This is a genomic window from Kribbella sindirgiensis, from assembly GCF_004331435.1.
Lineage (GTDB): Bacteria > Actinomycetota > Actinomycetes > Propionibacteriales > Kribbellaceae > Kribbella > Kribbella sindirgiensis.
Map to the genome: position 1 here is coordinate 102,032 of NZ_SJKA01000012.1, position 26,772 is coordinate 128,803.

Below are 26,772 nucleotides of genomic sequence, written 5' to 3' on the forward strand. Positions count from 1 at the left end.
CTCCGGGCACTGTTGCGGCATGGAGTTTCCGATCGGAGCCGGAGGACGCCGCCTGGACGGCGTACGACGCGGGCGGGGTGCGCCGTTGTTGCTGATCCAGGGGATGGCGGGCCACCACGAGATGTGGGGCGAGGAACTGCTGCGGGAGCTGGAGGGGCGGTTCGACATCGTCGCGTACGACCATCGGGGGGTCGGACGCGGCGATCGGGCCGACGAGCCGTTCACGGTCGCCGATCTCGCGGACGACGCGGCCGCGGTGATCGTGGCCGCAGGGTGGACCGGGGCGCATGTCCTGGGCGTCTCGCTCGGCGGAATGGTCGCCCAGGAACTGGTACTGCGGCATCCGTCGCTGGTCAGGTCCGTCGCGCTCGGGTGTACGACGGCCGGGGGAGCGGACGGGGTGATCTCGGAGACGTCGTACCGGATGGTCGAGGCGATCGCCACCCGGGACGTCGAGCACGGATTGCGGACGAGTTTCGAAGCGAACCTGTCCCGCCGGTACGCCGTGCCGGGTGCGCTGGAGATCTACCGCCGCAGAGCGCTGGCAGTGAAGGTGCCGGTGCCGGTGGTGCTGATGCAGTTCCAGGCGGCGCTCGCGCACGACTCCACGGACCGGCTGCGAGACGTCGACGTACCGGCGTTGATCCTGCACGGGACGGCGGACGCCGGGATTCCGCCGGTGAACGCGCGGCAACTGGCCGAGCTGCTGCCCGCGGCCGAGGTCGAGTGGTTCGAGGGCGCGGGTCACCTGTTCTGGTGGGAGGAACCGGACCGGACCGCTTCGGCACTGATCGCCAACGCCCTCGGTTGACGGCGCGCGGGGACAGCCTGCGCCCGCCTTCAGGCACAGGTGGGTAACCTCTGGTGGTCGCCAGGGGCCCGATAGGAGATGATGCCCACCGTGACCGGACCACAACGCGAGCTCGCGCAGACGCCGTCGGAGGCTGATCCGGCCGTCGCCGGCCTGACCGTCGGGCTCGGTGGACCGTCGGGGCGGTTCGCCCGGCTCAGCTCGTCGTGGTGGACGCCGCTGCGGATCGCGCTGGCCGTCTGCACGCTCACCTTCGGGCTCGGCGTCCTGCAGAAGGCGCCGTGCATGGAAGCCGGCTGGGACCGCCAGAGCTGGCGGCCGTTCAAGGCGCTCTGCTACTCCGACATCGGGTTCCTGTACCAGGAGCGCGGTTTCGCGGAGGGCAACCGGCCGTTCCTCGACACCGGCAACTACCCGGTGCTGGAGTACCCGGTGCTGACCGGCGGCTTCATGGAGGTCGCGGCGCGGATCACCTGGGTGATCACCGGTGACCCGAAGAAGGACCTGACCGTCGAGCAGAAGCGCGACACGGCCGGCGTGTTCTTCCTGGTCAACACCGTGCTGCTGTTCCTCTGCGCATTGCTGATCGTCGGCCTCACGGTCGCGACCGCGCGCGGAGTCGCGAAACGCCCCGGAGCGGCCCGTGGACAGCCGCTGGACGCCCTGTACGTCGCCGCGGCGCCGGCGCTCGCTCTGACGTCGACGATCAACTGGGACCTGTTCGCGGTCGCGTTGACCGCCGGGGCGATGTTCGCCTGGTCACGCGGGAAACCCATCTGGTTCGGCATACTGCTCGGGCTCGGGACCGCGGCGAAGTTCTACCCGTTCCTGTTGCTCGGTCCGTTGCTGATCGTGTGCATCCGTGGACGGAAGCTGTGGCCGTGGGTCCAGGCGACCGTGGCGGCTGCGGTCGCGTGGGGGCTCGTGAACGCGCCGATCTACCTGCTCGCGAAGAACGAGTGGTTGTCGTTCTGGCAGTTCAACGACGAGCGGGAGAGCGACTACGGCTCGATCTGGTACGTCCTCAAGCTCGCCAAGCACGAGGTCGCGGACGTCAACCAGCTGAACATCGTGATCTTCGCCGGGCTCTGTCTGTCGATCGCGATCCTCGGCCTGATGGCGCCGCGGCCGCCCAGATTCGCGCAGCTCGCGTTCCTGGTCGTGGCGGCGTTCCTGCTGATCAACAAGGTCTACTCACCGCAGTACGTGCTGTGGCTGCTGCCGCTGGTGGCACTGGCCCGGCCGAGGCTGCGGGACTGGCTGATCTGGCAGGCCTGCGAATGCTTCTACTGGATGCTGGTGTGGATGCATCTGGCGCAGTTCCTGGCGCCTGGCAACCCAGAGATCCCGGACCGGATCTACTGGTTGTCGGTGATCCTGCGGATGGCCGGCACGCTCTGGCTGATGCTTGTGGTCGCCCGCGACATCCTGCTCCCGGAGAACGATCCGGTCCGGCACGGTGACGTCGTCGACGACCCCAGCGACGGAGTCAGATCCCGGGCCCGGACCGACCTGGCAACCGCCTAGAACCTCAGCTTCGCGACGTCCAGGTTGCCGCCGCTCACCACGGCGGCGGTGACCCCTTCGGGCCGGAGATCCTCGAGCAGCGCCGCGAAGGGCGCCGCGGCCGCCGGTTCGAGGGCGAGCTTGGTCCGTGACATGACCAGGCGCGTCGCCTCGAGCAGTGCGTCCTCGGACACGCGGACGACCTCGTCGACGTACCGCTGGATGAGCGGGAGGTTGCGGGTGCCGCAGACGGGTGCCGCGAGGCCGTCGGCGATCGACCGGGCGGTCAAGAGCTTCTGCGGTACGCCGGCGGCGAGGCTGCGGCTGACCACGTCGGCCTGCTCCGGCTCGATCCCGATCACACGGATCGCCGGTTTGAGCAGTTTCACCGCCGTCGCGACCCCCGAGATCAGTCCGCCGCCGCCGACCGGGACCAGAACGGTGTCGAGGTCCGGGCGGTCCGCCAGCAGTTCCAGACCTAGGCCGGCATGCCCGAGGATCACGTCCTCGTCGTCGAACGGATGAACGCCGGTCAGCTGCCGGTCGTCCCGGATCCGCTCGTACTGCGCCATCAGGTCACCCTCGACGAGTTCGACGGTCGCGCCGTAGCCGCGGGCCGCGTCGATCTTCGCCGGTACGGCGGTCGCCGCCATCACCACCGTCGCGGGCACCCCTGCGTCCCGTGCCGCCCAGGCCAGCGCGCCGGCCGCGTTCCCCGCCGACACCGTGACGACGCCGCGCCGGCGCTCCTCGGCCGTCAACCGCAGGAGCTTCGCCAGCAGCCCGCGGACCTTGAAACTGCCGGTCTTCTGGAACAGCTCGGCCTTCAGCACCAGATCGGCCGCGAACCGCTCGTTCAGCGCGGACGAGGTCAGCACCGGTGTCCGATGGATCCGCCCTTCGAGCTCGCTGGCGGCCTGGCGGATGTCCTCGAGCGTCGGCATACCGCCGAGGATAAAAGTCCAGTAGGTAGATGGTATTTCAAGCTCAAAGGAACCGGCTGCTCATGAGAGGCGGGCGGCCACTGCGGCGGCGAGTTTGGCGGCGGCGGGTGGGGACTGCGGCAGGAAGAGGTACGGCTCGATGAGTTCGATCTCCATCAGCAGGAAGCGGTCGTTGACGACGACTCCGTCGACTCGCGCGTAGGTGGGCGTCGGGCCGGAGGCGGCCAAGGCGGCCTGGGCGCCCGCGAGTACGGCGGCGGGCGGGTCCGTCGGCGTCGTACGGCCGCCGTGCGACTCCTGGACCCGGTAGTCGCCGGCTGCCGGACGCTTGACCACCGCGTGGCTGAACTCGCCGTTGAAGAACAGCAGCGACCACTCGCCGTCGGACTGGATCTCCGGCACGAACGGCTGCACGAGGTACACCACATCGGGCAGCTCGCCGAGCGCCTGCTCGAACTCGGGGGAGCCGGCGACGCCGCGGACCGTGTGCAGGGCGTTGCCGCCCACGGTCGGCTTGACGACGATCTGCTGACCGGCGAGTCCGGCCACGACCTCGCGCAGGCACGCGCCGGCCGCGACCTGGGACGGAACGATCGCGACACCACGCTCGCGCAGTTCGAGCAGGTACTGCTTGTCGCTGTTCCAGCGGACCTGGTCCGTGGAGTTCAGGACAGGTACGCCGGCCTTGTCCAGCTGGGCGAGCCACTCGGTGAACTCGGCGTACAGCCAGAAGTAGTCCCAGACCGTCCGCAGCAGGACAGCGTCGTACGCGGACCAGTCGACCGACGGGTCGGTCCAGACCTCGACCACCGGGTCGAGGCCCGCGGCGCGGAGCGCGTCGAGGAGCGGGCGTTCGTCAGGGTGCAACTCAGCGTAGTCGGCCGAGGTTGCGAGGGCGATGCGATTCGTCACGCTCGCCAGTGTTGGCGGGGAGGGGTGGTGCGGTCAAACCTGACTTCGCAACGAGTTGGTGACGGATCGTGAGAGCGCCGGCGACGACGACAGCGGCGGCCAGGTGGATCAGGCCCTGGCGGGTGTCGTGCCCGAAGCTCGCGTAGGCGAGATACGACGCCAGCGGTACGGCGATCCACTCGGGGCGGCTCGCGAGCGCTGCGAGGGCGATCAGCGGCAGGCCGTACCACGGGTACGTCGGCGTGGCGATCAGGAGCGCAGCGCCGTACAGCCAGCAGCAGGTGAGGGCGAGCGGGTCACGCCGGGCGCGGTGGAAGGCGAGCGCGGCGAGGGCGAGCGCGAGGACCGCGGCGACGACCTGACGGGCCTCAGGAGGCAGCAGGAGCGCGAGAATCGCCGATCGGGAGCTGCCGTCCTCGAAGCCTTCCTGGTTCAGGTAGCCGGGGAGGAAGCCGAGCACCAAGGCGCCGACGGCGAGGACGTGCGGGAGGTACGAGGCGATGAAGGTGCCCAGGGCAACGAGTGGGCGGTGGCGCCGGAACGCGGGGAGCAGCAGGAGCGGGAGGAGCTTGACGCTGCCGGCCGCTCCGAGGAGGACGGCGGCGAGTTTCGGCCTGCGGGCGGCGGTGACGACGGCGGCCGTGATGAGGAGTGCGGCGAGGACGTCGACGTGGGCGGCGTTGCTCGCCTCGAGAGCGACGATCGGTGACCAACCCCACAGCGCGGCCCAGCGCGGGTTCTGTACGGCGAGTAGCCAGGTGAGTGCGATCGCGATCAATGCGGCGGCTAGTTGCAGGCCGAGGGTGCCGGCCGACCAGGGGGTGAACAGCGCGACCACGGTGAAGTAGGCCTCGGCGACCGGTGGGTAGATGGTCGGCACGCCGGGGCGGTTGATCCGCGTCCTGGCATCGTCGACCGGGAGCTGCGCCGGGTCGTCCGGGATGCTCGTCACCCCTGAGCGCTGATCCGGCGACAACCCCGGGAACAGCACGGGATCCCGCAGTTGCGCCAACCGGTCGTCCAGCGGCACATATCCGTACGGCGAATGCCCCGACAACTGCACGCGCCCGTCCCACACGTACCGGTAGGCGTCCGTACTGGTGATAGGCGCCTGCGTCAGCCCCGGCACCTGACACAACCCCGCCACAACCACGACAACCCCAACCCCCAACCCCCGCCCAAACCGCCACACCAGGACCCCGACCACCACGGTCCCCACCACCAACACCACGTCCGGCCACCACTGCCGAGCCGCCGCCCCAACCACGACCACCGCCAACGCCACCACAGCACCCCCAACCCCGATGTACCGGCGACTTTGTGCACCGTTCGACCATTTCCGGCGCCGGAATTTGACCGAACCGTGCACAAAGTTGGGGATCGCGGGGCGCGTCATGCGGTTCGGCGGAGGGTTAGGAAGGCTCGGTGGGGGGTTCGCCAGTCTTCGGTGGGGTGGAGGTGAGTGGTGCGGGCGTGGCGGATCAGGGCGCGGGTGCCTACTCTTGCCCAGGGCAACGGGGTGGAGTGGCGGCCGGTGGAGCTGCGCAGTACGATCGGGGTGCTGTCGTCGAGTTCGTCGTCCGGGTCGACCTCGACCAGCACGAGACCGTCGGGACGGACGAGCTCGGCGCAACGACGCAGCAGATCGGCCGGATCACCGCCGATCCCGATGTTCCCGTCCATCAGCAGCACACTGCCCCAGCGCCCCTCGCCCGGCAGCGGATCCTGCACCGGACGATGCAGCGCCGCCGCGCCCCGCGACGTCGTGAGTGAGACAGCCCGCGGCGACACATCGACACCGAGCGCCGGGATTCCACGCTCGGCGAGCGCGGTCACGATCCGCCCCGGACCGCACCCGATGTCCAGCACAGGCCCTTCGCACCGACTCAGCGCGAGCCGGTCCACCTCGTCCGCCGGCGCCGTCCAGCGCTCCACCTCGGACAGCGGCGGCACCGTCCGTCCATCGATGCCAGTGGCAACAACTCGCGCCGTACCGCCGAGTGCCTGCTCGAACAGCAACCCCGGATGCGCCGAATGCTGCAGCCGCCGGTAAAGCCGCGACACCCGCAATGACGGGAACTCGTCAGCGATGTACGCCGCATCCTTCGGCGTGTCCATGTCCCGCAGCGTCGGCAGGATCCGCACCCGCAACCCCAACGCCAGCAGCCGACGGAGCTGATCCCGCCCGGTGTGGTCCGTCGACATCGGTACGCCGACCAGCGCGCGCGGATCCGGCGTACGAAGCCCGAGGCACCAGTACCCGCCGTCGTCGGTCAGCCCGAGCACCGCGTCGTACCCGTGCCACTCGAACCCGAGCAGCTCCGGCCGCAGCTGCGGCGTGTCCATCCCGACGAGCAGCATCGGCGTACCGTCGTACACGTCCTCGAACGCCGCCGCGAGCCGCTCGTCGAGCCCGTCGCCACGCTGCTCCACGACCTCGAACCCAAGCGGCAGCCAAGGCCCCGGCGCACCCTCGAGAACGACCACACGCCGCGTCGCGGGCGCGAACTGGACCGCGCAGAGTGTGTCGACGAGCGACGCCCGAGCCAGCGCCGCCGCCTCCCGCGGGGTGAACTCGCTCTGCAGCCGCGTCTTCACCCGCCCCGGCACCGGCGCTTTCGCAATCACGATGAGCGTGCTCATCAGCGCAGCACCTTGGACATGTCCAGCACCGCGCGGGCGGCGCCGAGCGGCGTACCGGTGACCTTCGAGCGTCCCGAGCGCGGGAGGTAGTCGACGTCGACCTCCGCGATCCGCCACCCGGCGTCGGCGGCCCGGACCACCGTCTCCAACGGGTATCCGGACCGCCGATCCGTCAGCCCGAGGCCGAGCAACGCGGTCCGTCGGCCGGCGCGCATCGGACCGAGATCGTGCAGGGCGACGCCCGTACGGCGCCTGATCCGGCGGGACAGCTCCGCGTTGGCGAGCCGGAGGTGCCACGGCCAGACCTCCCGTGACACCGGACGCCGGCGGCCCACGATCAGATCCGCGCGCCCGGCGACGACCGGCGCGGTCACCCGGACCAGTTGCCGCGGATCGAGCGACGCGTCGGCGTCCATCACCGCCACGACGTCGGCCTCGGCGGCCGCCAGACCGGCATGGCACGCGGCGCCGTACCCCTTGATCTCGCACTGCACGACGGTCGCGCCTAGGTGGGCGGCGACGGCGGCCGAGTCGTCGGTGGAGCCGTTGTCGACGACGATCGCGCGGACGCCGGGCGGGAGCCGTTCGAGAACCCAGGGCAGGGCGGCCGCCTCGTTCAGGCACGGCAGGACGAGATCCACGGACATGCTTCGACGGTAAGGACGAACGCGCGTGGTCAGGGCCCGAACACGGCTACGGGTCGCTTACGGCGTACTGCGTTCCGGCGCCGATGCGGCTCGGGGACGGGCGAAGGATCTACGCTCGGACCGTGGCTACTCGTGTTCTTGTGGTGGACGACGACCCGACCGTGTCGAACGTCGTCTCGGCGTACCTGACCAAGGCCGGGTACGACGCCCGCGTGGTCGCGGACGGCGCCTCGGCGGTCGACGTGTGGCAGCAGTGGAAGCCGTCGGTCGTCGTACTGGACGTGATGCTGCCCGGACTGTCCGGACTCGAGGTGCTGCGCCGGATGCGCGCGGCCGACGACGGCGCCGCGGTGATCATGCTGTCCGCGCGCGGCGAGGAGGAGGACCGGCTGGTCGGGCTCGAGGTCGGCGCGGACGACTACGTGGTCAAGCCGTTCAGCCCGCGGGAGCTGACGCTGCGGGTGCAGGCGATGGTCCGGCGGGAGGAGCGCCTGGCCGGGCTCGACCTGACGCCGACCAAGCTGAGCGCGGGGCCGGTGGTGGTCGACACGGCGGCGCGGCGCGCGTACCTAGGCGAGGACGAACTGTCGCTGACGCATCGGGAGTTCGACCTGCTGGCGTACCTGGTGTCGCACGCGGGCAAGGCGTACACGAAGGCCGAGTTGCTCCGCCGCGTGTGGGGCTGGGACTTCGGCGACTCGTCGACCGTCACCGTGCACGTCCGGCGGTTGCGGGAGAAGATCGAGGCGGATCCGTCCGACCCGAAACTCGTGCTGACCGTTCCGCGGACCGGGTACCTGTTCGCCGGTGACGCCTGATGAACAGAGATATGGCGACGATCCTGGCGCTCACCACGCTGTGGACGCTGATCGTGGCGGCGGTCGGGGCGGTCGTGCTGTGGCGGTTCCGGCGGCGATCGTTGCGGATCACGATGATCGTGGCGGCGCTGGCGCCGATGGCCGGGGCACTGGCGGCGGTGCTGCAGAGCGTCCGGGCGATGTTCATCTCCGAGCACGACTCGTGGGTGGTGCTGTGGACGCTGGCGTTCGCGGCGCTGCTCGGGCTGGCGATGTCGGTGCTGCTCGGGCACTGGATCACCGTGGGGTCGCGCGATGTCGGACGGCGGTTGCGGCACCTCGGAACGTCGTACGAACCGACGGAAGCGGCCGGTGTCGTGGTCCCGGCGGAGCTGGCCGCGTTGACGAACGAGTTGGAGATGACGCGCAAGAAGCTCGCCGCGTCGCATCAGCGGGAGCGGGCGCTGGAGACCAGCCGGCGGGAGCTGGTGGCGTTCATGTCGCATGACCTGCGGACGCCGCTGGCCGGGTTGCGGGCCGTGTCCGAAGGCCTCGAGGACGGCGTGATCGACGACGTACCGGGTGCGTTGCGGCAGATGCGTTCGACGGTCGACCGGATGACCGGGCTGGTGGACGACCTGTTCGAGCTGTCGCGATTGTCGACGGCGCCGCCGCCGCGCCGGCGGTCGGCGGTGAGCCTGCGGGAACTGGCCGAGGACGTCGCGGGGGAGAACAACGAACATGCGCGGGCGGAAGGCGTTCAGCTGGCGCTGTCGACGCCGGAGGATGACGATCGGCTCGCCGTCCAAGGGGATCCGGACGAGTTGACGCGCGCGGTCACCAACCTGGTCGGGAACGCGATCCGGCACACAACGGCGGGCGGGACGGTGACGCTGACGGTCGACCGCGAACTCGACGGGCGGGTCCGGCTCGCGGTGACCGACGGGTGCGGCGGGATCCCGGCGGACGATCTGGAGCGCGTCTTCGACGTCGGCTGGCGCGGCGACGAGCAGCGCACGCCCGATGCGGGCGGCGGCGGTCTCGGGCTGGCGATCGCGCGCGGCGTGGTCGAGTCCCACGACGGGAAAATTGCCGTCAGCAACGTCGACGGCGGCTGCGCGTTCGAGATCGACCTACCACCGGTCCTGACCAAGTAGATCCTTGATTCCGGTCTGCAGGTCGTACGCCGGCTTCCAGCCCAGCTCGTTCTTCAGCCGGTCGGACGAGGCCGTGATGTGCCGGACGTCGCCGAGGCGGTACTCGCCGGTGATGACGGGCGGCTGGCCGCCGTACGCGCGGGCCAGCTCGGCGGCGACCTCACCGATCGTGGTGACGGTGCCGCTGCCGACGTTGTACGCCGTGAACGGTGGCCGGTGGGGGAGCGCGGCCGCCGACAGCGTGACCGCGGCCGCGACGTCGCGGACATGCACGAAGTCGCGGCGCTGGCGACCGTCCTCGAAGACCCGAGGTGTCTCGCCACGTTCGAGCGCGGACCGGAAGATCGCGGCGACGCCGGCGTACGGCGTGTTGCGCGGCATGCCAGGCCCGTAGACGTTGTGGAAGCGGAGCGCCGTGACGCGGCCGCCCGTCTCGCGGGCCCAGGCGGCGGCCAGTTGCTCACCGTTGAGCTTGCTCGCCGCGTAAGCGTTCCGCGGATCCATAGCAGCGTCCTCGGTGACGAGATCGGGGCGCAGCGGGGCGCCGCAGTACGGGCAGGGCGGCTCGAACCGGCCTTGTGCGAGGTCTTCGGTACGACGGGGTCCCGGCGCGACCTGTCCGTGGTCGTCGCAGTCGTAGCGGCCCTCGCCGTACACGACCATCGAGCTGGCGTAGACGAGGTTGTGGACGTTCCCGAGGGATTTCAGGAGGACCGCCGTACCGAGACTGTTGGAGGAGACGTAGTCGTCGATGTCGTCGAGATGGACGCCGAGGCCGACCTTCGCGGCGAGATGGACGACGGTGTCGATGCCGTCCATCGCTTGGGTCACGGCGTCCGCGTCGCGAACGTCCCCGATGATCAGACCGGGACGCGGATCCGGTCGGCGCGCGTGCACATCGGGACGGAACGAGTCGAACACCACCACGTCGTGGCCCTCGGCAACGAGTTGGTGGTGGACGTGGGTCCCGATGAAGCCGGCGCCGCCGGTGAGCAGGACCTTCATGACTGCCGGCAGGTGCAGTCGGTGTCGGGCTTGGGGAGTTGCGCGATCACGGTCCTCAGCAGCTCGCGGAGCCGTTCGATGCTCAGCTTGAACGCCGCGAAGACCTCGTCCTGGGTGACGCCGGTGCCGGTTTCGATGCCCGCGTCGTGGTCGGTGACGACGGCGATCGACGTGTAGCAGAGCGCGAGTTCGCGGGCGAGGGCCGCCTCCGGTGCGCCGGTCATCCCGACGACCGACCAGCCCTGCGCCGCATGCCACTGCGACTCGGCCCGGGTCGAGAACCTCGGTCCGTTGATCACCACCATCGTGCCGTCGGGTACGACGTTGCCCGCAGCAATCACCGTCGCGCGGCCGGTGGGGCAGTACGGGTCCGCGGCCGAGGTGTGGACCACCGGCGCCTCGTCGTACACCGTGTGCGCCCGGCCCCACGTGCGATCGACGTACTGGTCGGGGACCACGAACGTGCCAGGGGTCAGCTCGGGTTTGAGCGAACCGACCGCGCAGGGGCCGAGGACCTGGCGGACGCCGAGCTCGCGGAGCGCCCACAGGTTCGCGCGGTAGTTCACACGGTGCGGCGGGAACCGATGGTCGGCGCCGTGCCGCGGGATGAACGCGACCTCCCGCCCGTCGAGGTCACCGACGAGCGGCGGCTCGCTGGGTGCGCCGTACGGGGTGTCGATCTCGATGGTCTCCGCACCGGACAGGAACGAGTAGAACCCGGACCCGCCGATCACGCCAATCTCAGCCATGGTCCCGACGCTAGTGCCGCGAGCAGCCGCGACTACCAGATCCGGCTTGTCCGTCATCGCTCCGTAAGAATGGGGTGTGGAGATCTCGTGGGTGCTGCTCGCGGTGGGCGCGGTGCTGCTGCTGTTCGGCGCCTACGCGAGCTGGACCGCTGGCCGGCTCGACCGGCTGCACCACCGCGTGGAGCTCGCCCGCGCAGCTCTCGAGACTGAGCTCGCGCGCCGTTCCGCCCTGGTCGCGGAACTCGCCGGCAGCGACATCCTCGACCCCGCCTCCGCGCTCCTGCTCCTCGACGCGGCCCATCGCGCCCGGGCCGCCTCACTCGACGCGCTCGAACTCCGGGAACAGGCCGAGTCCGCGCTCACCCGAGCGATCCATGCCACCGGCACCGACATCGAACCCTGGGCAGGCGAACTCACCCTCGCGATGCGCCGCGTCCAACTGGCCCGCCGCTTCCACAACGACGTCGTCGTCTCCACCCGGGACCTCCGCCACCGCCGCCTGGTCACCTGGTTCCGCCTGGCCGGCCACGCCCCGATGCCCACCACCATCGAACTCGAGGACGGACGATGACCAGCTTCGAGGAGGACGTCGAGCGGTACCGGCACGAGCTACGGGTGCACTGCTACCGGATGCTCGGGTCGTTCGACGAGGCCGAGGACCTGGTGCAGGAGACATTCCTCCGTGCGTGGCGGGCGCTCGGGGAGTTCGAGGGGCGGTCGTCGGTGCGGGCCTGGTTGTACCGGATCGCGACGAACGCGTGCATCGACGTACGGCGTCCGCGGCGGGTGCTGCCGTACCAGCTGGAACCGGCGTCGTTCCCCGCGACCGCCCTGCCGGCACGGGAGGACGTTCCGTGGTTGCAGCCGTTTCCCGACGTACTGCTGGATCGGGCCGAGGAGCCCGATGCGGTCGCGATCCGGCGGGAGACGATCGAGTTGGCGTTCCTGATCGCGATCCAGCACCTACCCGCGCGGCAACGGGCCGTACTGATCTTCCGTGACGTCCTGGGGTGGTCAGCCCGGGAGACGGCGGACGCTGTCGACCTGTCCGTGGCAGCCGTCAACTCCGCCTTGCAACGTGCGCGTCCGGTCCTCCGCGAGCACCTACCGCCACACCGCTCCGAGTGGTCGGCGCGCGACACGTCCGAGGCCGAACGCGAACTCCTCCGGCGCTACCTCACCGCCTGGGACAACGCCGACCCCACCGCGCTGGCCGCCCTGATGCACGAAGACATCCGCATCACCATGCCCCCGTACCCGTTCTGGTTCGAAGGCCGCACCGACGCAATCCGCTCCCTGACCCCGAACCTCACCCCGGCCTACCGCGGGACCTGGCGATTCGTCCCTGTGACGGTCAATCGCCAGCCCGCCCTGGCCGCTTACCTGAATCGTGATTTCTTCGGCCTGGACATCTTCCGCGTCGAACAACGCCGAATCGCGGAAATCACCGCCTTCGAAACCACAGATGCCGGGCGGTACGGCCTGCCGGCCACGATGGGACTGGACGACGGAAGGTGAAGACTGTCTACCTGCCGAGTCGGTTCTTGGCCTTTGCGTAAGCCCTGGCCTGTTTCCCGGTCATCTGGACGGCCTGGCCGGAATCCCCCTTTTCGATCGCCTTGCTTTCCTTCTTGGTGACCTCGCCCTTGCGGAGTTTGCGGCCGAAATCCATGACAGTTTGTCCTTTCGTCGCGCCTGGAGGTTTTGCGTTGTCGGGCAGCCCAGGCATTCCTGACCATACAAGTCTCAGAGGTCAGGACGGGCCGATCGGTTCCCTCGAAATCCGAGACAACGAGCTGTGCAGATAGCGAATGACTGTTTCCCAGCCGCACTCACGACATCTGGGCTACTTGGCGTCGGAGTACCTTTCGACCACCGTCGAAACGAAGGCGAAATTCGCGGGTGTCGGGCCGAAGGTCAGGACGCCGGCGAGGTTGCCGGCCTGCTGGATGTATTCGGTGACCTGCTCGGCTTCCTCGGCGGGGCAGTGGACGATGACCTCGTCGTGCTGGTGGAAGACAAGCTCGGCCTTCAGAGGGGCCAGGGACTGACGAAGGGCGGCCAGCAGCAGCAGAGCCCAGTCGGCGGCGCTGCCCTGGACCACAAAGTTCCTGGTGAAGCGGCCGCGGGCTCGGGCGTGCCGGGGGTCTGTGGCAGGGAGGTCGGCGGGCGGGCCTTCGAGCATGGCCTCGTCGAGGGGATGGCCGCTGGGTGGACAGGTGCGGCCGAGGTACGTGCGGACCAGCCGGCCTTCTTCGCCGGCTCGGGCCGCGTCGTCGACGTACGCGACGGCTTGCGGGAATCGTTTGCGCAACATGGCCAGGTGCTTGAGGCCGTCGCCGGACGTCTGACCGTAGATCGCACCCAGGACGGCGAGCTTCGCCTGCGCACGATCGCCGGAGAATGCCTGGTCCGACACGGCCTTGTAGAGGTCTCCGGGATCACTGGCGACCTCCATCAGCGCGCGGTCGCGCGAGATCGCCGCCAGGACCCGCGGCTCGAGCTGCGAGGCGTCGGCGACGACGAGCCGCCAGCCGGGGTCGGCGACCACCGCGCGGCGGATCACCTTCGGGATCTGCAGACCGCCGCCGCCGTTCGTGATCCAGCGGCCCGACACGGTGCCACCGGGCAGGAACCCGGGCCGGAACCGCCCGTCGTGGACCCAGTCGTTCAGCCAGCTCCAGCCGTTCGCGGTGTAGATCCGGTAGAGCTTCTTGTACTCGAGCAGCGGCGCGACCGCCGGATGATCGAGGTGCTCGAGCTCCCACTTCCGCGTCGACTTCACCTGGTGCCCGGCCTGCTTGAACGCCTTCAGTACGTCGGCCGGCAGCTCGGGCCGCACCCGGTGCCCGAACGCCGCGGAGATCTGGTCCGCGAGCTCGGTCAGCCGGCGCGGCTCACCCGATCCGGCGAACCGTTCACCGAGCAGCTCGCTCAGCACCTCTCGATGCGCGTCGGCGCTCCACGGCAACCCGGCGAGGTCCATCTCGGCCGCCACCAGCATCGCGGACGATTCCGATGCCGTGAGCAACCGCATGCGGTCCGGGTACTCGGCCAGGTCGTGCCGGCGGAGCTGGTCGGCGTACACCCGGAGCAAGGCGTCGAACGGGACCGGCTCGACAGCGATCTCGAACAACGACGACTGCTCACCCGGTACGACGGCACGCAGCGGCGGATCGGGTGGGACCGGCCGACCGCTCAATCGCGCCCACGCGGCGGCCGCAGACCGGGGCTCGCCGAGCCGGCCCTCGTGGCCGAGGAGCAGGCCCTCGGTGTTCTCGATGTCGTAGCACCGCTCGACCCGGACACCGGCGGCCAGCAACCGCGGGTAGATCTCGGTCGACGAACGCCACACCCACCGCGCGACCTGCGGCCGCGACGCGACGGCCGCGACCAGGTCCGGTTCGCGCAGGATCTCGCCGGCCGGCTGCCCGTCCGGATGCAAGGCGACGAGCATCGCCCCGCCGCCCTCCTCCGGAGCGATCAGCCACCGTTCGTCCATGAGCCCCATCCTCACACCCACCACCGACACTCTGATCACCTCACTTTGAGCCCCCACCAGCCAATTCGACGGCCGGATAATGGCTGGTGGGGGCACAAGGATCGAGGATCAGGCCAGTCGTGCGAGACTGGACTTATGTGGCGGGTGGGGGACCTGGAGGCGGCGGACGGGACCAAGACCGAGCAGGTCGAAGGTCTCGTGCTGCGGCGCATCGAGCGGGGCGACCTGTCGATCGGCTCGCGGTTGCCCTCGGAGCGGGTGCTGGCGGAGCGGCTCGGAGTGAGTCGCGTGACCGTCGTCCGCGCGTTGGAGAACCTGCGGCGTGACGGCGTACTGGAGACCAAGCGCGGCTCCGGGACCGTAGTGCGACCGCTGGACCGGCTGCTCGACCCAGTGGCGCCGGCGTCCACGGTGACGGCAGGGGACCGGCCGGTGCTCGACCTGCGGTTCGCCACGACGGCTGCGCCGCATGACGTGGCTGAGGCGGCAGCGCAGATCGTTGAGGACGGGCTGCCACAGGCCATGGGCGGTGACGGGCCACCACCAGGAGGGTCACAGGAGCTCAGAGCGGCTCTGGCCGAGCGCCTCAGCTCAGAGGGCGTGCCCACCGAGCCGGAGCAGTTGACGCTCACCGTCGGCGCAGCAGCCGGTCTGAACGCGGCACTGGCCGGGCTGGACCTCGGACCGGGCGTGGCGATCACCGAGACCCCGACGTACCCGGCTGCCTTCGATCTGCTCCGCAAACACCGCCTGGACGTCGCCGGCTGGCCTGCGGGTGTCTGGGACACCGATCAGCTCGCTCACCTCTGCCGGCGCCACCGCCCGAAGGTCATCTACCTGCAGGCCGACAACCACAACCCGACCGGCCTCAGCCTGCCCGCTGACCGGCGGCAAGCGGTGGTCGAGATAGCCCGCAGGTACGGCGCTGCTCTGATCAGTGACGAGACGATGCGGCCGTTGTGGTTGGCCACCGGGGAGCAGGCCGAGCCACTCAGCCGCTATCCCAGGACTGTGAGTGTGGGCTCGCTGTCCAAGACGGTGTGGGGTGGGCTGCGGGTCGGGTGGGTGCGTACCGGCAAGCAGTTGCGCAGGCGGATCAACACCGCGGCGCAGCTGAGCGTGGCCTCGCCCAGCGCCTTGGACGACCTGCTGGCGCGGGCGATCGTGCCGAAGCTCGACAAGGTGATCGGCCGCCGCAGGACCCGGCTGCGCGCCAACCTGAACGCCCTGGAGACCGGACTCCGGACACTCGACGGTGTGGCGTGGCCCACGCCGACGGGCGGTATGACGCTGTGGCTCGAGCTGACCGAGACGCGGGCCCGCCGCGTCCTGGAGGCGGCCCGGGAGCAGGGGCTGTTGCTGGGCGCGGGTGACCTGTTCACGCCGGACGCGACCGACCGCAGGCACATCCGGATCCCGTTCACCGCGCCACCGGCCACGCTCCGGCTCGTGGTCGCCCGACTGGATGAGGCCCTTCAGTCCAGTTGATCCACGGTGGACTGAAGTTCGAGGCCCGGTACCTCCTAACCTGGACAGCGAGCCCCACGATCAGGAGGAACAGTGACCGAGAACCAGACCGGTACCGCCAAGGTGAAGCGCGGGATGGCGGAGATGCTCAAGGGCGGCGTGATCATGGACGTCGTCACCGCCGAGCAGGCCAAGATCGCCGAGGACGCCGGCGCGGTCGCGGTGATGGCGCTCGAGCGGGTCCCGGCCGACATCCGCGCCCAGGGCGGCGTCTCCCGGATGAGCGACCCGGACATGATCGACTCGATCATCGGCGCCGTGTCGATCCCGGTGATGGCCAAGGCCCGGATCGGTCACTTCGTCGAGGCGCAGGTGCTGCAGAGCCTCGGCGTGGACTACATCGACGAGTCCGAGGTGCTCACCCCGGCCGACTACGCGAACCACATCGACAAGTGGCAGTTCACCGTGCCGTTCGTCTGCGGCGCGACCAACCTGGGCGAGGCGCTGCGCCGGATCACCGAGGGCGCGGCGATGATCCGCTCCAAGGGCGAGGCCGGTACCGGTGACGTGTCCAACGCGACCACCCACATGCGCCAGATCCGCCAGGAGATCCGCAAGCTGCAGAACCTCCCGGAGGACGAGCTGTACGTCGCGGCGAAGGAGCTGCAGGCGCCGTACGAGCTGGTCAAGGAGGTCGCCGCGCTCGGCAAGCTGCCTGTGGTGCTGTTCACCGCCGGCGGCATCGCCACCCCGGCCGACGCCGCGATGATGATGCAGCTCGGCGCCGAGGGCGTCTTCGTCGGCTCGGGCATCTTCAAGTCCGGCAACCCGGCGCAGCGCGCGGAAGCGATCGTCAAGGCCACCACGTTCCACGACGACCCCGACGTGATCGCCAAGGTCTCCCGCGGCCTGGGCGAGGCCATGGTCGGCATCAACGTCGACGAGATCCCGCAGCCGCACCGGCTCGCAGAGCGCGGCTGGTGAGCAACAGTCTGCAGTCCGTGGACGAGCGGACCGCCCGGGAACTGCGCGGGCTCGCTCGCGTGCTGGTGCGGTCCGGGTACGCCGACCACGCGGCGATCACGGCCGCACTGACGGAGGCCGTCCAGGAGGACGCGCCGTCGATGGACCCGGCCGCGCTCGTACCGCTGCTGATCGGTGAGGCGGTCATCGACCTCAACGCCGAGGCGTCCGATTGGCCGGAGAACACGGATCCGGACCGGCTGGACGCCGTACTCGCGGAATTCGAGCGTCTCGGCCTGGTGGTGGTCCGCTACACGTCGGACCACCACGCGGCCCGGCAGGCGCTGGAGGCCGCGGACGCGCCGCAGGGGCTGGTGTTCTTCACCGACACCGATGTCTGGCACGCGGTCGACTTCGGGATGCTGGAGCTCAAGCTCTGGCACCCGGACACCGCGAACGTCGCACCGGGGGAGCCGCTGCTGGAGGACGTGCTCGCGCTGCTGCGCCAGAACGACCTGCCCGCGGTGTTCGACGAAGGCCGTATCGAGGTCACCCTCGAGTGGCGACGGAGGGTGACGCTGTGACGGTCATCGGCGTTTTCGCGTTGCAGGGGAACGTGCGTGAGCACCTGGCCATGCTGGCCGAGGTCGGCGTCGAGGGTCGCGCCGTACGGCGTCCGTCCGAGCTGGCGGAGGTCGACGCGATGGTGCTGCCGGGCGGCGAGTCGACCACGATGGACAAGCTCGCGCGGGCGTTCGACCTGTTCGAGCCGCTGCAGAAGCGGATCGCGGACGGGATGCCGGTGTTCGGCACCTGCGCCGGGATGATCATGCTGGCGAACGAGATCACCGGCGGGACCGCGGACCAGGAGACGCTCGGCGGGCTCGACGTGACGGTCCGGCGGAACGCGTTCGGGCGGCAGGTGGACTCCTTCGAGGCAGACCTCGAGTTTGCTGCCTTCGACACGCCGTACCACGCCGTGTTCATCCGGGCACCGTGGGTGGAGCGCGTCGGCAGGGACGTCGAGGTACTGTCGACGGTGAGCTCGGGCCCCGCCACGGGTAGGATCGTCGCGGTCCGCCACGATCGGCTGCTGGCCACCTCGTTCCATCCGGAGATGACCGGGGACGCCAGGTTGCACGGGTACTTCGCCGATCTGGTCCGGGGCTGCTGAGTCTGTGTTGTAGGTAGAAGGGTTGGGTTCGCCATGTCAGGCCACTCCAAGTGGGCCACCACGAAGCACAAGAAGGCCGTCATCGACGCGAAGCGCGGCAAGCTCTTCGCGAAGCTGATCAAGAACATCGAGGTGGCCGCCCGGATGGGCGGTGGCGACCCCGGCGGGAACCCGACGCTGTACGACGCCATTCAGAAGGCGAAGAAGTCCTCGGTCCCGAACGACAACATCGACCGCGCGGTCAAGCGCGGTTCCGGTGCCGAGGCGGGCGGCGCGGAGTACCAGACGATCATGTACGAGGGCTACGGCCCGAACGGCGTGGCGATGCTGGTCGAGTGCCTCACCGACAACCGCAACCGGGCCGCCGCGGACGTCCGGACGGCGATGACGCGCAACGGCGGATCGCTCGCCGACCCGAACTCGGTCGCGTACATGTTCAACCGCAAGGGCGTGATCGTCGTCGCCAAGGAGCAGGACGGCAAGTCGCTGTCCGAGGACGACGTGATGGAGGCCGTGCTCGAGGCCGGCGCCGACGAGGTCAACGACCTCGGTGAGTCCTGGGAGGTCGTCACCGAGGCCACCGACATGGTCGCGGCCCGGACGGCGCTGCAGGACGCCGGGATCGACTACGACTCCGCCGACGTCCAGTTCGTCCCGTCGATGACGGTCGAACTCGACGCCGACGGCGCCGGCAAGATCTTCCGCCTGATCGACGCCCTCGAGGACAGCGACGACGTCCAGAACGTCTACGCGAACTTCGACGTGTCGGACGAGATCATGGAAGCGGCCAACGCCTGATATCCCGCAGGGGAGGATCGATGGTAGGATCAGGAGCATGAGTGAGACTACCGGAAAGTACTCGATCACCATGCCACGGGAGATCGCGGACGCGGCCCGGGCGCGGAGCGGACCGTCGGGTCTGTCGGCGTACGTCGCGGCCGCGGTGGCCCGTCAGGTCGAGCGGGACGATCTCAACGAGCTGATCGCGGCCGGTGAGGCCGAGCATGGTCGCATCTCCGAGGAAGCGATCCAGGCCAAGCGTGAACAGCTTCGGCGTGCGCGTCAGGATCAGCACGGTTCCGGCACGAGCGCTGCATGACTCCTTCGGTCGCCACGCCAGGCGGCAGTCTGATCCTCGACAGTGAGGGACTCGCCCGAGCAGTTCTGCGGGATCGCGACGTGATGGAGTGGCTGGCCCTCGCTCGCGACGAGGACATGCGGGTCATCGCCAGCGCAGCAACTCTCATCGAGGTGGTGCATCCGCGGATCAGGAGGCCCGCTCTCGAGTGGACCCTGTCGCGGATCATCGTGGAGCCGGTGACCGAGTTGATCGCGGGAGTGGCGATCGCGCTGTTGAGCGATGCGGGGTTGCACGGCCACAGGTACGCCATCGACGCGATGGTGTGTGCGACCGCGCTCGCCGCACCTGGGCCGGTCACGGCGCTGACCAGCGATCCCGATGATCTTGCTCGGCTCTGCGACGGCCGGGTTACCGTGATCAAGATCTGAGTCGTGCCACGCGCTGCTCAGGCGCGCCTCACAGCCCGAGGGCTTTTCCGTCGATCACCTGGGCGGCCGGCGGGGCCTTCGGCGTGGTGGCCTGGTTGTACTCGGTGAACGTCACCGCGTCGGCGCCGGACGACTCGAGGCGGACCGGGCGCGCGGTGACGGTGTCGACCCAGAGGGTGCCGTCGGTGTCGCGGAGACCGATCGCGGTGACGCCGTCGACGGTTCGGGTCGCGGTCTTGCGGAGCGTGCCGGTCGGCTCGAACAGCGTGTCGAAGAACTTTGGCTTGCTCGCGAACGCCGCGAGCTCACCGAGATCCTTGTCGGTCAAGGACGTCTTGATCCAGCGGCCCGCGACCAGCCCGATCACGGCGTCCGCGTCGGCCTTGTCCTTGATCTGGGCACGCCAGAACTTGTCACTGAGCTTTAGGTACGCCGTCTTGTCCAGGACGATCAGCGAGAACGCGGCGCCGTTGATGCTCATCGTGCCCTGACCACCCGCCTGACCGAGCCGGATGTCCAGCACGATCCGGTCGCCCCCGTCCGACATCGCCCCCTTCATCCGCACACTGGTCGCGGCCTTCGCGGCGGCTTGAGCCTTGCTCAGGATCTTCGCTGCGGACAGCCCGGCGATCGTGCTCGCCGGCGTACTGGGAGACGGTGTCACCACCGGAGACGGCGTAACGGACGTCACCGTCGGTGTGGGCGTCGGCGTAGTCCCCAGCGAGTCGCTGGTTGCCGGGTCAGATCCCTGGCAACCAGCGACAAGTCCAGCCAGCACACCCACCACCGCGCAGATCGCCGTACGACGTATCAACATCTCCCGCTCCCCCTCCCGCACTCCCCAGTGCAGATATTGAGAGAGATGCAGGAAGTGCCCGAAAAGTTGTTACGGGTCGACGATCTGGTCTCCGACCAGGGCGAGGGTTTGGATGGCGGCGAGGCCGTAGAGCGCTGTGGTGTTGGTGGAGATCCACTTGGCGGCCTGGGTGGGGTTGAGGGTGCTGGTGACGTCTTCGGCGGTCCAGGGGAGCGTCGGCGCGTAGCCGTCACCCTTGTAGAACTCCGACCAGGCGCGGGCGGCCAGGTCGTCGCGGTTCAGGCGGACCGAGGCGTACGCCGTGAGTCGCGCGTGCCCCTGCCGCAGGATGAGGTTGCCGAAGTACGCCCCGCACTCTGCTGTCTGCTCTGCGCGGGTCGCGTTGAACAAACGGCAGTACTGCAGCCACGCGGCCTCGAATGCGGGCATCTCCACCAGGTCGATCAGCTCGGCGCAGATCTCCACCTCGCCGAACATGGCGCTCAGATGGGACACGCTGACGATCTTCTCGGCCACAGGTGCGAAGCGTCCGGTGTCGAGGTCGTAGAGTCCGCTGCCGGTGACGAACCCGTTCGGCATCGCCCCGATCGTTTCCATCGTCCCGAGCAGCTTGGCCTTCGCCACGGCCGCCTTGGGTCCTTGCCGCTCCCACTCGGTCAGCCAGGCAGCAGCCAGACCGCTCCAGTCCGTGCCGAGGCCGATGGACAGCGCATGCGGATCAGGTGTGTACGGCTCGGTCCTGATCTTCCGGAGCGGGTCCAGCACCAGGAACGTCTTGTCCGAGTCCACCAGCTCCGACAGCAGGTCGCCAGTACGGTCGTCAGCCGTCAGGTAGTAGTAGAACCGCCGGTACGCCGCCGTACTGATCCGCTGCTGTTTCGCGCTGTCCGCCCAGTGCTGTACGCCGTGCCGCGTACCCAGGCCGGCCCACTGACCCAGGTGGTACACGTCGACCTCACCGGTGTGCCGTGTCATCGCCTCCGCGAACCGGAAGATGTCGGCACGCCCAGACCGCAGGAACGCGTACCAGAGCCACAGGTCCGGTGACAGCTCCGAGTTGTCCCACGCGTACCCGCCGACGTCGTACCGCCACACCAGCCGGTCCTCGTCGAACGTGTGCATGATGTCGCCGTAGTCCCAGAACCCGTACCAGTGCCGCGACTCGACCTGTTCGCGGTAGTAGTCGAACAGGAAGTCCAGGTGGTCCTCGATCGCCTTCTTGGCCGGCACCGACCGGTCCACCGGGGAGAACAGCCCACCGAAGACCCGGGAGCTCACCAGCTGATCCACCGGGTTGATGAGCTGCGGCGGCGTCCGCACCTGGTCGGCCAGGTCACCCAGCCGTGCAGCCGAGGGTGTCGCCTCCAGTGCCCAGAACGTCAGCTCGGAGGTACGGGCGATGCCGTACGGCGTACCGAACGCGGGCTCGTAATCCTCATAGGTGATGTTGAGTCCCTCGAGCTGCTCCGGATAGGTGTCCTGGCCCATGCCGTCGTGGTAGAACCGCGTGTCCATCGCACCGGCCTCCGGCGACCACAGCCACACGGTCACCTCGGCTTCCTCGGTCGCCGCGTTCCGGATGTCCAGCTGCGTCGGGTGCCGCTGCCAGAAGTCCCTGAGCCCGAAGGCGAATCCGCCGCTCACGCCACCGACGTACCCGAGCCCGGAGGCGCGTTTGCCCTGGTCGACCGAGACCCAGCCGTAGCCCTTCTTGGTGCGCTTCTTCACGGCGAACCCGTCCGCGGTCAGCTGGCTCAGCGAGTAGTCGCCCCACTCGGGGATGTACTGCAGCCGCGTCGTCACCCGCTGGTCCCAGGTCGCGGGATCGGGCAGCTTGGTCCCGGCGATCTGCGCGGCCCGGACGACGGCGCCCGGGTCGCGGCGCAGGCCGGTGATGCCCTTCACCGCCTCGGACACCATCCCGTGCCCCTCGCCGACGAACCGCACATGCCGGTCGTACGCCGCGTCGCGCATCGGCACCGAGAAGCGCACGCCGAGACCCGCGATGTAGTCCTTCTGCCCGTCGCGGTCGTAGACGAACGTGTGCACCATCCGCACGTTCTCCGCACCGGCGACGAAGTACAGCCGGACCGAGAACGGCAACCAGGTCAGGCCCTTGCGCGACTTGTGCCGGCCCTCCACCTTCACCACCGCGCGGACCGGTCCGGCCTGCTCGACGCTGACCTTCTGGATGTCGCTCTCGTACCGGTCCCGGACAGCGCCACCGGTCTCGTCCTCGGCGATCCTGTCCTGCTTCAGGTTCACGAGCACGCCCTTGTGGGCGATCAGAACGTCACCACGCCAGATCTGGCTGACCACCTCCGGCCCGCTCTTGCGGATGCGGGTGCGGATCACGCCGGTGTCGACGTCGACGTACAGCTTCTCGTTCTTGACCGTGACGGGTCGCGCGGGCGCGGTCGCCGTACCCGGGCCGAGCGTGTACGACTCAGCAGGTGCGTCCACCGCGATCGCGTGCGCACTCCACTTGAGCGAGCCGTCCGGCCAGTAGGCGGTCGGCCAGCTCTGGAGTGGTACGTCGGCTCCGTCCGCCGACTTCAGCGCGAACGACTGGTTCGCTGGTACGGCGCCCTTCGGCCACGGCGTACCCCAGGTGGTGACAGCCGCCGTAGTGGGCTTGCCTTCGAGCCAGGTGAGCTTCACTTCCTGCACCTCCGCGGCAGTTGCAGGTTGGATGTTGTCCAGCAGGGAGACCGCGGGCACTGCGGCCATACCTGCTAGGACTGTGCGTCTTGAGACCTCCATGCCGTTCCACCTCTGTCATTCCGGTGTGCGGGGATCAGGGACAGGTTCTGGATCGCTGCCAGCGCGTACTGCGACGCGCCGTTGGTGCTGATGAACGCGGCCTCGTCGGCCGGCATCAGCGCGCCGTCGACGGGAGTGGTCTTCCACTCGGCGTTGTCCACCAAGAAGTTCCGCCAGGCCAGCCGGGCCAGCTCCTGGTCGCCGGTGCGCGCTGCGGCGTACGCGGCCAGCCGGCTGTGGGCCAGCTCTTGCGAGATGCCCTGCAACGGCTGTCCGAGCTCAGCGGCCTGCTCCTCGGGCGAGAGCAGGTACAGCCGGCAGTAGTCGAGCCAGGCCTTCTCGAACCCCGGTACGTCGAGGTCCAGGTCGATGAGCTCGGAACAGATCTCGGGCAGCCCGAAGAGTGAGGACAGGTGGGACACGGCGATTCCCCGCCTGCTGGTGTCGAAACGGCCGGTAGACACGTCCAGCCGTGCGTTGCCGGTCAGGAAGCCGTAGTGCAGCGCGGCGATGTCGGACATCGTGCCCAGCAGCCGCGCTCGCGCTCGCTCGTCTCCGTAGCGCTCCCACCGCGTGAGCCACGCAGCGGCCAAGGCACCCCAGTCCACGCCCAGCTCGATGGACAGCGCATGCGGGTCGGGGGAGTAGACGTCCGGTCGTACCTTGCGCTGTGGGTCTGTGCCGAGGAAGGTCTCCTCGATGGTCGCCAGCTCGTCCATCAGGTCACCTGTCCGCTCGTCCGCGGTCAGGTAGTAGTAGAAGCGCCGGTAGATCGCGCTGGAGATCCGGACCTGCTTGCAGCTGCAGCCCCAGTGCTGGACGTTGTGCCGCGACCCCAGGCCCTTGAAGCGGCCCAGGTGATGTACGTCGACCTCTCCGGTGTGCCGTGTCATCGACTCGGCGAAGCGGAACACGTCGGCCCGTCCGGTCCGCAGGTACTGGTACCAGAGCCACAGGTCGGGGGAGAGCTCCGAGTTGTCCCAGGCGAACCCGCCCACGTCGTACCGCCACGTGTGCCGGTCGCGATCGTACGTGTGCATGACATCGCCGTAGTCCCAGAACCCGTACCAGCGGCGTTGCTCTCGCTGACCGACGTAGTACTGGAAGAGGAAGTTCAGCCGGGCCTCAATGTCCTGGTGGTCTGCGGTGGGCAGACTCCAGGTGCCGAACACACCTGCCTCTAGCAAACGCGCAGGAGAGACCGTGAGCAGCCCAGGCGAGTTGAGCAGTGCTACGTGTTCCGAAAGTTCCTCGGTTGATGGTGTGGTGCTGTGGATGCGCAGACTCAGCTCATGCGTACGGGCGACACCGTGCGCGTTGCCGAAGCCGGGTTCGTAGTCCTCGTAGGTGATCTCGAGTCCTTCGAGCTGTTCTTCGTACGTGTCCTGGTCCATGCCGTCGTGCCAGTAGCGCACGTCCATGGCCGGTGCGCTGGGCGACCACATCCACACCGTTGCCGTGGCCACGTCGGTGGCTGCGTTGCGGATGTCCAGCCTGGTCGGGTGCAGTTTCCAGAAGTCACGGAGCCCGAAGCCCAGTCCGCCGCTCACGCCACCGACGTACCCGTAGCCGGGCGCCCTGGTGCCGGACGGGATGGTGATCCACCCCTGTCCCGCGCCGGTGCGTTTGCGCAGCGTGAAACCGTCCGCGCTGGTCTGGTCGAGGGTGTAGTCGTTCCACTGCGGGATGAGGTGCAGGCGGTCGGCCACCTCCGGGTTGGGGATCGCCTCGACAGTACCGCCGGCGACCTGGGTACGTCGTACCTCTTCACCCGGATCGCGACGCAGACCGGTCAGACCGCGCACTGCCTCGGTCAGGAACCCGGAAGGACCCGCGAGCCGGACGTGGCGGTTATGCGGCTCGTCGCGCATCACCACGTCCGCGCTGAGCCCCAGACCGGCCAGGAAGTCCCGGTCCGGATCGCCGTCCCAGACGAAGCTGTGGACGATCCGTACGTCGGCAGCGCCCGCGTAGAAGTACAGCCTGATGGAGAACGGCAGCCAGTCACCGTGCTTGCCTTCGAGCCGGACGACGGCGCGCACCGGCCCGTCCTGCTCGACAATGAGATTGTCAACAATCGCCGTCGTCTGCGTCCGCGTCGCGCCCAGGTCGTCGTCCGGAGCGTTCTGCCGCAAACTCACCAGCCGGACGTCCCGCACAATCTCCTGACCGTCGTAGCTGATCGACGCCATCAACCCAGGCGGTCTGAGAACCCACGCGACCGGTCCGGTCGTGATCCGCACCTCGTCATCGGCCCGTTCCACCTGTACGCGCTGGGCCGGCGGCGCGGGTGCACCGACGACCAGCTCGTACGACGACTCGGGCCGCTCGGACGGCCCGATCGCGTGCGCGGACCACTTCACCGAGCCGTCCGGCCACGTCGCGGTCGTCCAGCTCTGCACCGGCGTACCGTCGGCCAACGCAAACTCGGTGCCCTCGGCAACCGTGCCCCGGGCCCAGGGGACACCCCAGGAAACACCTTGTCGACAAGGAGTTTCCAGCCATTGCAACGTAGTCATTCCTTCACCGATCCGATCAGGACGCCCTTCGCGAAGTGCTTCTGCAGGAACGGGTAGAAGAACAGGATCGGGAGCGTCGCGACCACGACGACCGCGAACTTCAGGCCCTGCTCGGGGAACGTCACCGTCTCCAGCTGCTGCAGCACGTTCGCCGAGTCCGCGTTCGCCGCGGTCAGCTGGCGGACGATCATCTGCAGCGTCCACTTCTTGCTGTCGTCGATGTAGAGCAAAGGCGACATGTAGTCGTTCCAGATCCCGACCGCGTAGAACAGCGAGAACGTCGCGATGATCGGCTTCGACAACGGCAGCACGATCCGCAGGAACACGTTCAGCTCGTTGCACCCGTCGATCCGGGCCGCTTCCTCGAGCGCCTCCGGCAACTCCTGGAAGAAGCTCTTCACCACGATCAGGTAGAACGGGTTGATCGCCAGCGGCAGGACCAGGGCCCAGTAGCTGTCCAGCAACCCCAGATCCCGTACGACGAGGTACGTCGGGATCATGCCGCCGCTGAACACCAGCGTGAAGATCACCAGGTTCAGCACCAGCGCCCGCCCCGGCAGGAACTTCTTCGCGAGCGGATAGGCCATGGTCAGCGTCAGCAGCAACTGGATCACCGTGCCGACCGCGGTCACGCCGACCGTGGTCAGCAACGCCCGGACGAACGTGTCGGTGGAGAAGATGTAGTGGTACGTGTCGGTGACGAACTTGTGCGGCCACAGGAAGAACGGCCGCGAACTGATCTCGGACTCGGTCGCGAACGACCCGGCGAGCACGTAGAGCAGCGGAAGTACCGTGACGACGGCCAGGCCGGTCAGGAACACGACGTTCAGCACGTCGAAGGCACGGCTGCCGACGGAGTCGTAGTACCGCACTCGTTGTTTCATTCC

Annotated in this window: 26 protein-coding genes; 13 read left to right on the top strand and 13 right to left on the bottom strand. The window is 69.0% G+C overall.

Features of this window, described 5'->3' with window-relative positions; all coding sequences use genetic code 11:
- The first annotated feature begins 19 nt into the window (after window positions 1–19).
- Together E0H50_RS29425 and E0H50_RS29430 are read left to right on the top strand one after the other, a co-directional pair.
- On the top strand, window positions 20–811 hold the full coding sequence (locus E0H50_RS29425) for an alpha/beta fold hydrolase (RefSeq protein ID WP_165547337.1): 792 nt from the start codon (window positions 20–22) through the stop codon (window positions 809–811).
- An 81-nt stretch (window positions 812–892) separates the two neighbouring features.
- Window positions 893–2,338: a glycosyltransferase family 87 protein gene (locus tag E0H50_RS29430; protein ID WP_131293790.1), complete on the top strand. Its 1,446-nt coding sequence runs from the start codon at window positions 893–895 to the stop codon at window positions 2,336–2,338.
- Here the strand turns inward: E0H50_RS29430 and E0H50_RS29435 are convergent.
- From E0H50_RS29435 to E0H50_RS29455, 5 genes are all read right to left on the bottom strand, one after another.
- Entirely contained in the window at window positions 2,335–3,261 is a 927-nt protein-coding gene (locus E0H50_RS29435) for a threonine ammonia-lyase (protein ID WP_131293791.1), read from the bottom strand. The genes E0H50_RS29430 and E0H50_RS29435 overlap by 4 nt on opposite strands.
- A gap of 60 nt (window positions 3,262–3,321) precedes the next feature.
- Complete coding sequence (locus E0H50_RS29440; RefSeq protein WP_131293792.1) at window positions 3,322–4,173, bottom strand: ATP-grasp domain-containing protein; 852 nt, start codon at window positions 4,171–4,173, stop codon at window positions 3,322–3,324.
- On the bottom strand, window positions 4,130–5,458 hold the full coding sequence (locus E0H50_RS29445) for a glycosyltransferase 87 family protein (RefSeq protein WP_131293793.1): 1,329 nt from the start codon (window positions 5,456–5,458) through the stop codon (window positions 4,130–4,132). The genes E0H50_RS29440 and E0H50_RS29445 overlap by 44 nt, the downstream gene beginning before the upstream one ends.
- A 107-nt stretch (window positions 5,459–5,565) precedes the next feature.
- Window positions 5,566–6,816, bottom strand: a complete 1,251-nt coding sequence (locus E0H50_RS43560; RefSeq protein ID WP_131293794.1) for a DUF2064 domain-containing protein — start codon at window positions 6,814–6,816, stop codon at window positions 5,566–5,568.
- The gene (locus E0H50_RS29455; protein WP_131293795.1) at window positions 6,816–7,463 is read right to left on the bottom strand and encodes a glycosyltransferase family 2 protein; all 648 of its coding nucleotides are present in this window, start codon (window positions 7,461–7,463) and stop codon (window positions 6,816–6,818) included. Before E0H50_RS29455 ends, E0H50_RS43560 begins: the two co-directional genes overlap by 1 nt.
- Before the next feature lie 122 nt (window positions 7,464–7,585).
- Between E0H50_RS29455 and E0H50_RS29460 the strand changes: the two genes are divergently transcribed.
- Entirely contained in the window at window positions 7,586–8,281 is a 696-nt protein-coding gene (locus tag E0H50_RS29460) for a response regulator transcription factor (protein ID WP_238151347.1), read from the top strand.
- An 11-nt stretch (window positions 8,282–8,292) separates the two neighbouring features.
- Entirely contained in the window at window positions 8,293–9,417 is a 1,125-nt protein-coding gene (locus E0H50_RS29465) for a sensor histidine kinase (protein WP_238151348.1), read from the top strand.
- Here the strand turns inward: E0H50_RS29465 and E0H50_RS29470 are convergent.
- Both E0H50_RS29470 and E0H50_RS29475 read right to left on the bottom strand, forming a co-directional pair.
- Complete coding sequence (locus tag E0H50_RS29470; RefSeq protein WP_131293798.1) at window positions 9,394–10,422, bottom strand: NAD-dependent epimerase/dehydratase family protein; 1,029 nt, start codon at window positions 10,420–10,422, stop codon at window positions 9,394–9,396. The two genes, E0H50_RS29465 and E0H50_RS29470, sit on opposite strands and share 24 nt — an antisense overlap.
- Window positions 10,419–11,171 (bottom strand): S-methyl-5'-thioadenosine phosphorylase, encoded by a 753-nt coding sequence (locus E0H50_RS29475; protein WP_131293799.1) that lies wholly within the window; start codon window positions 11,169–11,171, stop codon window positions 10,419–10,421. The genes E0H50_RS29470 and E0H50_RS29475 overlap by 4 nt, the downstream gene beginning before the upstream one ends.
- Window positions 11,172–11,247: 76 nt before the next feature.
- Between E0H50_RS29475 and E0H50_RS29480 the strand changes: the two genes are divergently transcribed.
- Both E0H50_RS29480 and E0H50_RS29485 read left to right on the top strand, forming a co-directional pair.
- Entirely contained in the window at window positions 11,248–11,742 is a 495-nt protein-coding gene (locus tag E0H50_RS29480) for a hypothetical protein (RefSeq protein ID WP_165547338.1), read from the top strand.
- A complete protein-coding gene (locus tag E0H50_RS29485; RefSeq protein WP_131293800.1) occupies window positions 11,739–12,689 on the top strand; it encodes an RNA polymerase subunit sigma-70 in 951 nt (316 codons plus the stop codon). Before E0H50_RS29480 ends, E0H50_RS29485 begins: the two co-directional genes overlap by 4 nt.
- 7 nt (window positions 12,690–12,696) lie before the next feature.
- Here the strand turns inward: E0H50_RS29485 and E0H50_RS43170 are convergent, their stop codons facing one another.
- Entirely contained in the window at window positions 12,697–12,843 is a 147-nt protein-coding gene (locus E0H50_RS43170; protein ID WP_165547339.1) for a hypothetical protein, read from the bottom strand.
- A gap of 174 nt (window positions 12,844–13,017) precedes the next feature.
- The gene (locus E0H50_RS29490) at window positions 13,018–14,673 is read right to left on the bottom strand and encodes a bifunctional 3'-5' exonuclease/DNA polymerase (RefSeq protein ID WP_131293801.1); all 1,656 of its coding nucleotides are present in this window, start codon (window positions 14,671–14,673) and stop codon (window positions 13,018–13,020) included.
- Window positions 14,674–14,808: 135 nt separating this feature from the next.
- Between E0H50_RS29490 and E0H50_RS29495 the strand changes: the two genes are divergently transcribed.
- The 7 genes from E0H50_RS29495 (at window position 14,809) to E0H50_RS29525 (ending at window position 19,786) form a co-directional block, all read left to right on the top strand.
- On the top strand, window positions 14,809–16,161 hold the full coding sequence (locus tag E0H50_RS29495) for an aminotransferase-like domain-containing protein (RefSeq protein WP_131293802.1): 1,353 nt from the start codon (window positions 14,809–14,811) through the stop codon (window positions 16,159–16,161).
- A 72-nt stretch (window positions 16,162–16,233) separates the two neighbouring features.
- Window positions 16,234–17,124: a pyridoxal 5'-phosphate synthase lyase subunit PdxS gene (pdxS, locus tag E0H50_RS29500; RefSeq protein WP_131293803.1), complete on the top strand. Its 891-nt coding sequence runs from the start codon at window positions 16,234–16,236 to the stop codon at window positions 17,122–17,124.
- Window positions 17,121–17,687 (top strand): DUF6891 domain-containing protein, encoded by a 567-nt coding sequence (locus E0H50_RS29505; RefSeq protein ID WP_238151349.1) that lies wholly within the window; start codon window positions 17,121–17,123, stop codon window positions 17,685–17,687. Before pdxS ends, E0H50_RS29505 begins: the two co-directional genes overlap by 4 nt.
- Complete coding sequence (gene pdxT, locus E0H50_RS29510; RefSeq protein WP_131293804.1) at window positions 17,684–18,277, top strand: pyridoxal 5'-phosphate synthase glutaminase subunit PdxT; 594 nt, start codon at window positions 17,684–17,686, stop codon at window positions 18,275–18,277. The genes E0H50_RS29505 and pdxT overlap by 4 nt, the downstream gene beginning before the upstream one ends.
- Before the next feature lie 33 nt (window positions 18,278–18,310).
- A complete protein-coding gene (locus tag E0H50_RS29515) occupies window positions 18,311–19,075 on the top strand; it encodes a YebC/PmpR family DNA-binding transcriptional regulator (RefSeq protein ID WP_131293805.1) in 765 nt (254 codons plus the stop codon).
- A 37-nt stretch (window positions 19,076–19,112) separates the two neighbouring features.
- Complete coding sequence (locus E0H50_RS29520) at window positions 19,113–19,376, top strand: CopG family transcriptional regulator (protein WP_131293806.1); 264 nt, start codon at window positions 19,113–19,115, stop codon at window positions 19,374–19,376.
- Entirely contained in the window at window positions 19,373–19,786 is a 414-nt protein-coding gene (locus E0H50_RS29525) for a type II toxin-antitoxin system VapC family toxin (protein ID WP_131293807.1), read from the top strand. The genes E0H50_RS29520 and E0H50_RS29525 overlap by 4 nt, the downstream gene beginning before the upstream one ends.
- Window positions 19,787–19,814: 28 nt before the next feature.
- On the opposite strand, the gene E0H50_RS29530 is transcribed toward E0H50_RS29525, so the two are convergent.
- From E0H50_RS29530 to E0H50_RS29545, 4 genes are all read right to left on the bottom strand, one after another.
- A complete protein-coding gene (locus tag E0H50_RS29530; protein ID WP_131293808.1) occupies window positions 19,815–20,603 on the bottom strand; it encodes a hypothetical protein in 789 nt (262 codons plus the stop codon).
- Between the two features lie 69 nt (window positions 20,604–20,672).
- Window positions 20,673–23,366, bottom strand: coding sequence for an exo-rhamnogalacturonan lyase family protein (locus tag E0H50_RS29535; RefSeq protein ID WP_131293809.1), 2,694 nt, complete (start codon window positions 23,364–23,366; stop codon window positions 20,673–20,675).
- Window positions 23,339–25,885 carry an exo-rhamnogalacturonan lyase family protein gene (locus E0H50_RS29540; RefSeq protein WP_131293810.1) on the bottom strand — a complete coding sequence of 849 codons (2,547 nt, stop codon included), beginning with the start codon at window positions 25,883–25,885 and terminating at the stop codon, window positions 23,339–23,341. Before E0H50_RS29540 ends, E0H50_RS29535 begins: the two co-directional genes overlap by 28 nt.
- On the bottom strand, window positions 25,882–26,769 hold the full coding sequence (locus tag E0H50_RS29545; RefSeq protein ID WP_131293811.1) for a carbohydrate ABC transporter permease: 888 nt from the start codon (window positions 26,767–26,769) through the stop codon (window positions 25,882–25,884). The genes E0H50_RS29540 and E0H50_RS29545 overlap by 4 nt, the downstream gene beginning before the upstream one ends.
- Between the last annotated feature and the right edge of the window lie 3 nt (window positions 26,770–26,772).

Coding starts and splice junctions, on each gene's coding strand:
- E0H50_RS29435 (WP_131293791.1), bottom strand. CDS start 3,261: ATGCCGACGCTCGAGGACATCCGCCAGGCCGCCAGCGAGCTCGAAGGG.
- E0H50_RS29540 (WP_131293810.1), bottom strand. CDS start 25,885: ATGACTACGTTGCAATGGCTGGAAACTCCTTGTCGACAAGGTGTTTCC.
- E0H50_RS29485 (WP_131293800.1), top strand. CDS start 11,739: ATGACCAGCTTCGAGGAGGACGTCGAGCGGTACCGGCACGAGCTACGG.
- E0H50_RS29520 (WP_131293806.1), top strand. CDS start 19,113: ATGAGTGAGACTACCGGAAAGTACTCGATCACCATGCCACGGGAGATC.
- E0H50_RS29530 (WP_131293808.1), bottom strand. CDS start 20,603: ATGTTGATACGTCGTACGGCGATCTGCGCGGTGGTGGGTGTGCTGGCT.
- E0H50_RS29455 (WP_131293795.1), bottom strand. CDS start 7,463: ATGTCCGTGGATCTCGTCCTGCCGTGCCTGAACGAGGCGGCCGCCCTG.
- E0H50_RS29535 (WP_131293809.1), bottom strand. CDS start 23,366: ATGGAGGTCTCAAGACGCACAGTCCTAGCAGGTATGGCCGCAGTGCCC.
- E0H50_RS29525 (WP_131293807.1), top strand. CDS start 19,373: ATGACTCCTTCGGTCGCCACGCCAGGCGGCAGTCTGATCCTCGACAGT.
- E0H50_RS29475 (WP_131293799.1), bottom strand. CDS start 11,171: ATGGCTGAGATTGGCGTGATCGGCGGGTCCGGGTTCTACTCGTTCCTG.
- E0H50_RS29425 (WP_165547337.1), top strand. CDS start 20: ATGGAGTTTCCGATCGGAGCCGGAGGACGCCGCCTGGACGGCGTACGA.
- E0H50_RS29515 (WP_131293805.1), top strand. CDS start 18,311: ATGTCAGGCCACTCCAAGTGGGCCACCACGAAGCACAAGAAGGCCGTC.
- E0H50_RS43170 (WP_165547339.1), bottom strand. CDS start 12,843: ATGGATTTCGGCCGCAAACTCCGCAAGGGCGAGGTCACCAAGAAGGAA.
- E0H50_RS43560 (WP_131293794.1), bottom strand. CDS start 6,816: ATGAGCACGCTCATCGTGATTGCGAAAGCGCCGGTGCCGGGGCGGGTG.
- E0H50_RS29490 (WP_131293801.1), bottom strand. CDS start 14,673: ATGGACGAACGGTGGCTGATCGCTCCGGAGGAGGGCGGCGGGGCGATG.
- E0H50_RS29470 (WP_131293798.1), bottom strand. CDS start 10,422: ATGAAGGTCCTGCTCACCGGCGGCGCCGGCTTCATCGGGACCCACGTC.
- E0H50_RS29545 (WP_131293811.1), bottom strand. CDS start 26,769: ATGAAACAACGAGTGCGGTACTACGACTCCGTCGGCAGCCGTGCCTTC.
- E0H50_RS29430 (WP_131293790.1), top strand. CDS start 893: ATGCCCACCGTGACCGGACCACAACGCGAGCTCGCGCAGACGCCGTCG.
- E0H50_RS29495 (WP_131293802.1), top strand. CDS start 14,809: ATGTGGCGGGTGGGGGACCTGGAGGCGGCGGACGGGACCAAGACCGAG.
- E0H50_RS29465 (WP_238151348.1), top strand. CDS start 8,293: ATGGCGACGATCCTGGCGCTCACCACGCTGTGGACGCTGATCGTGGCG.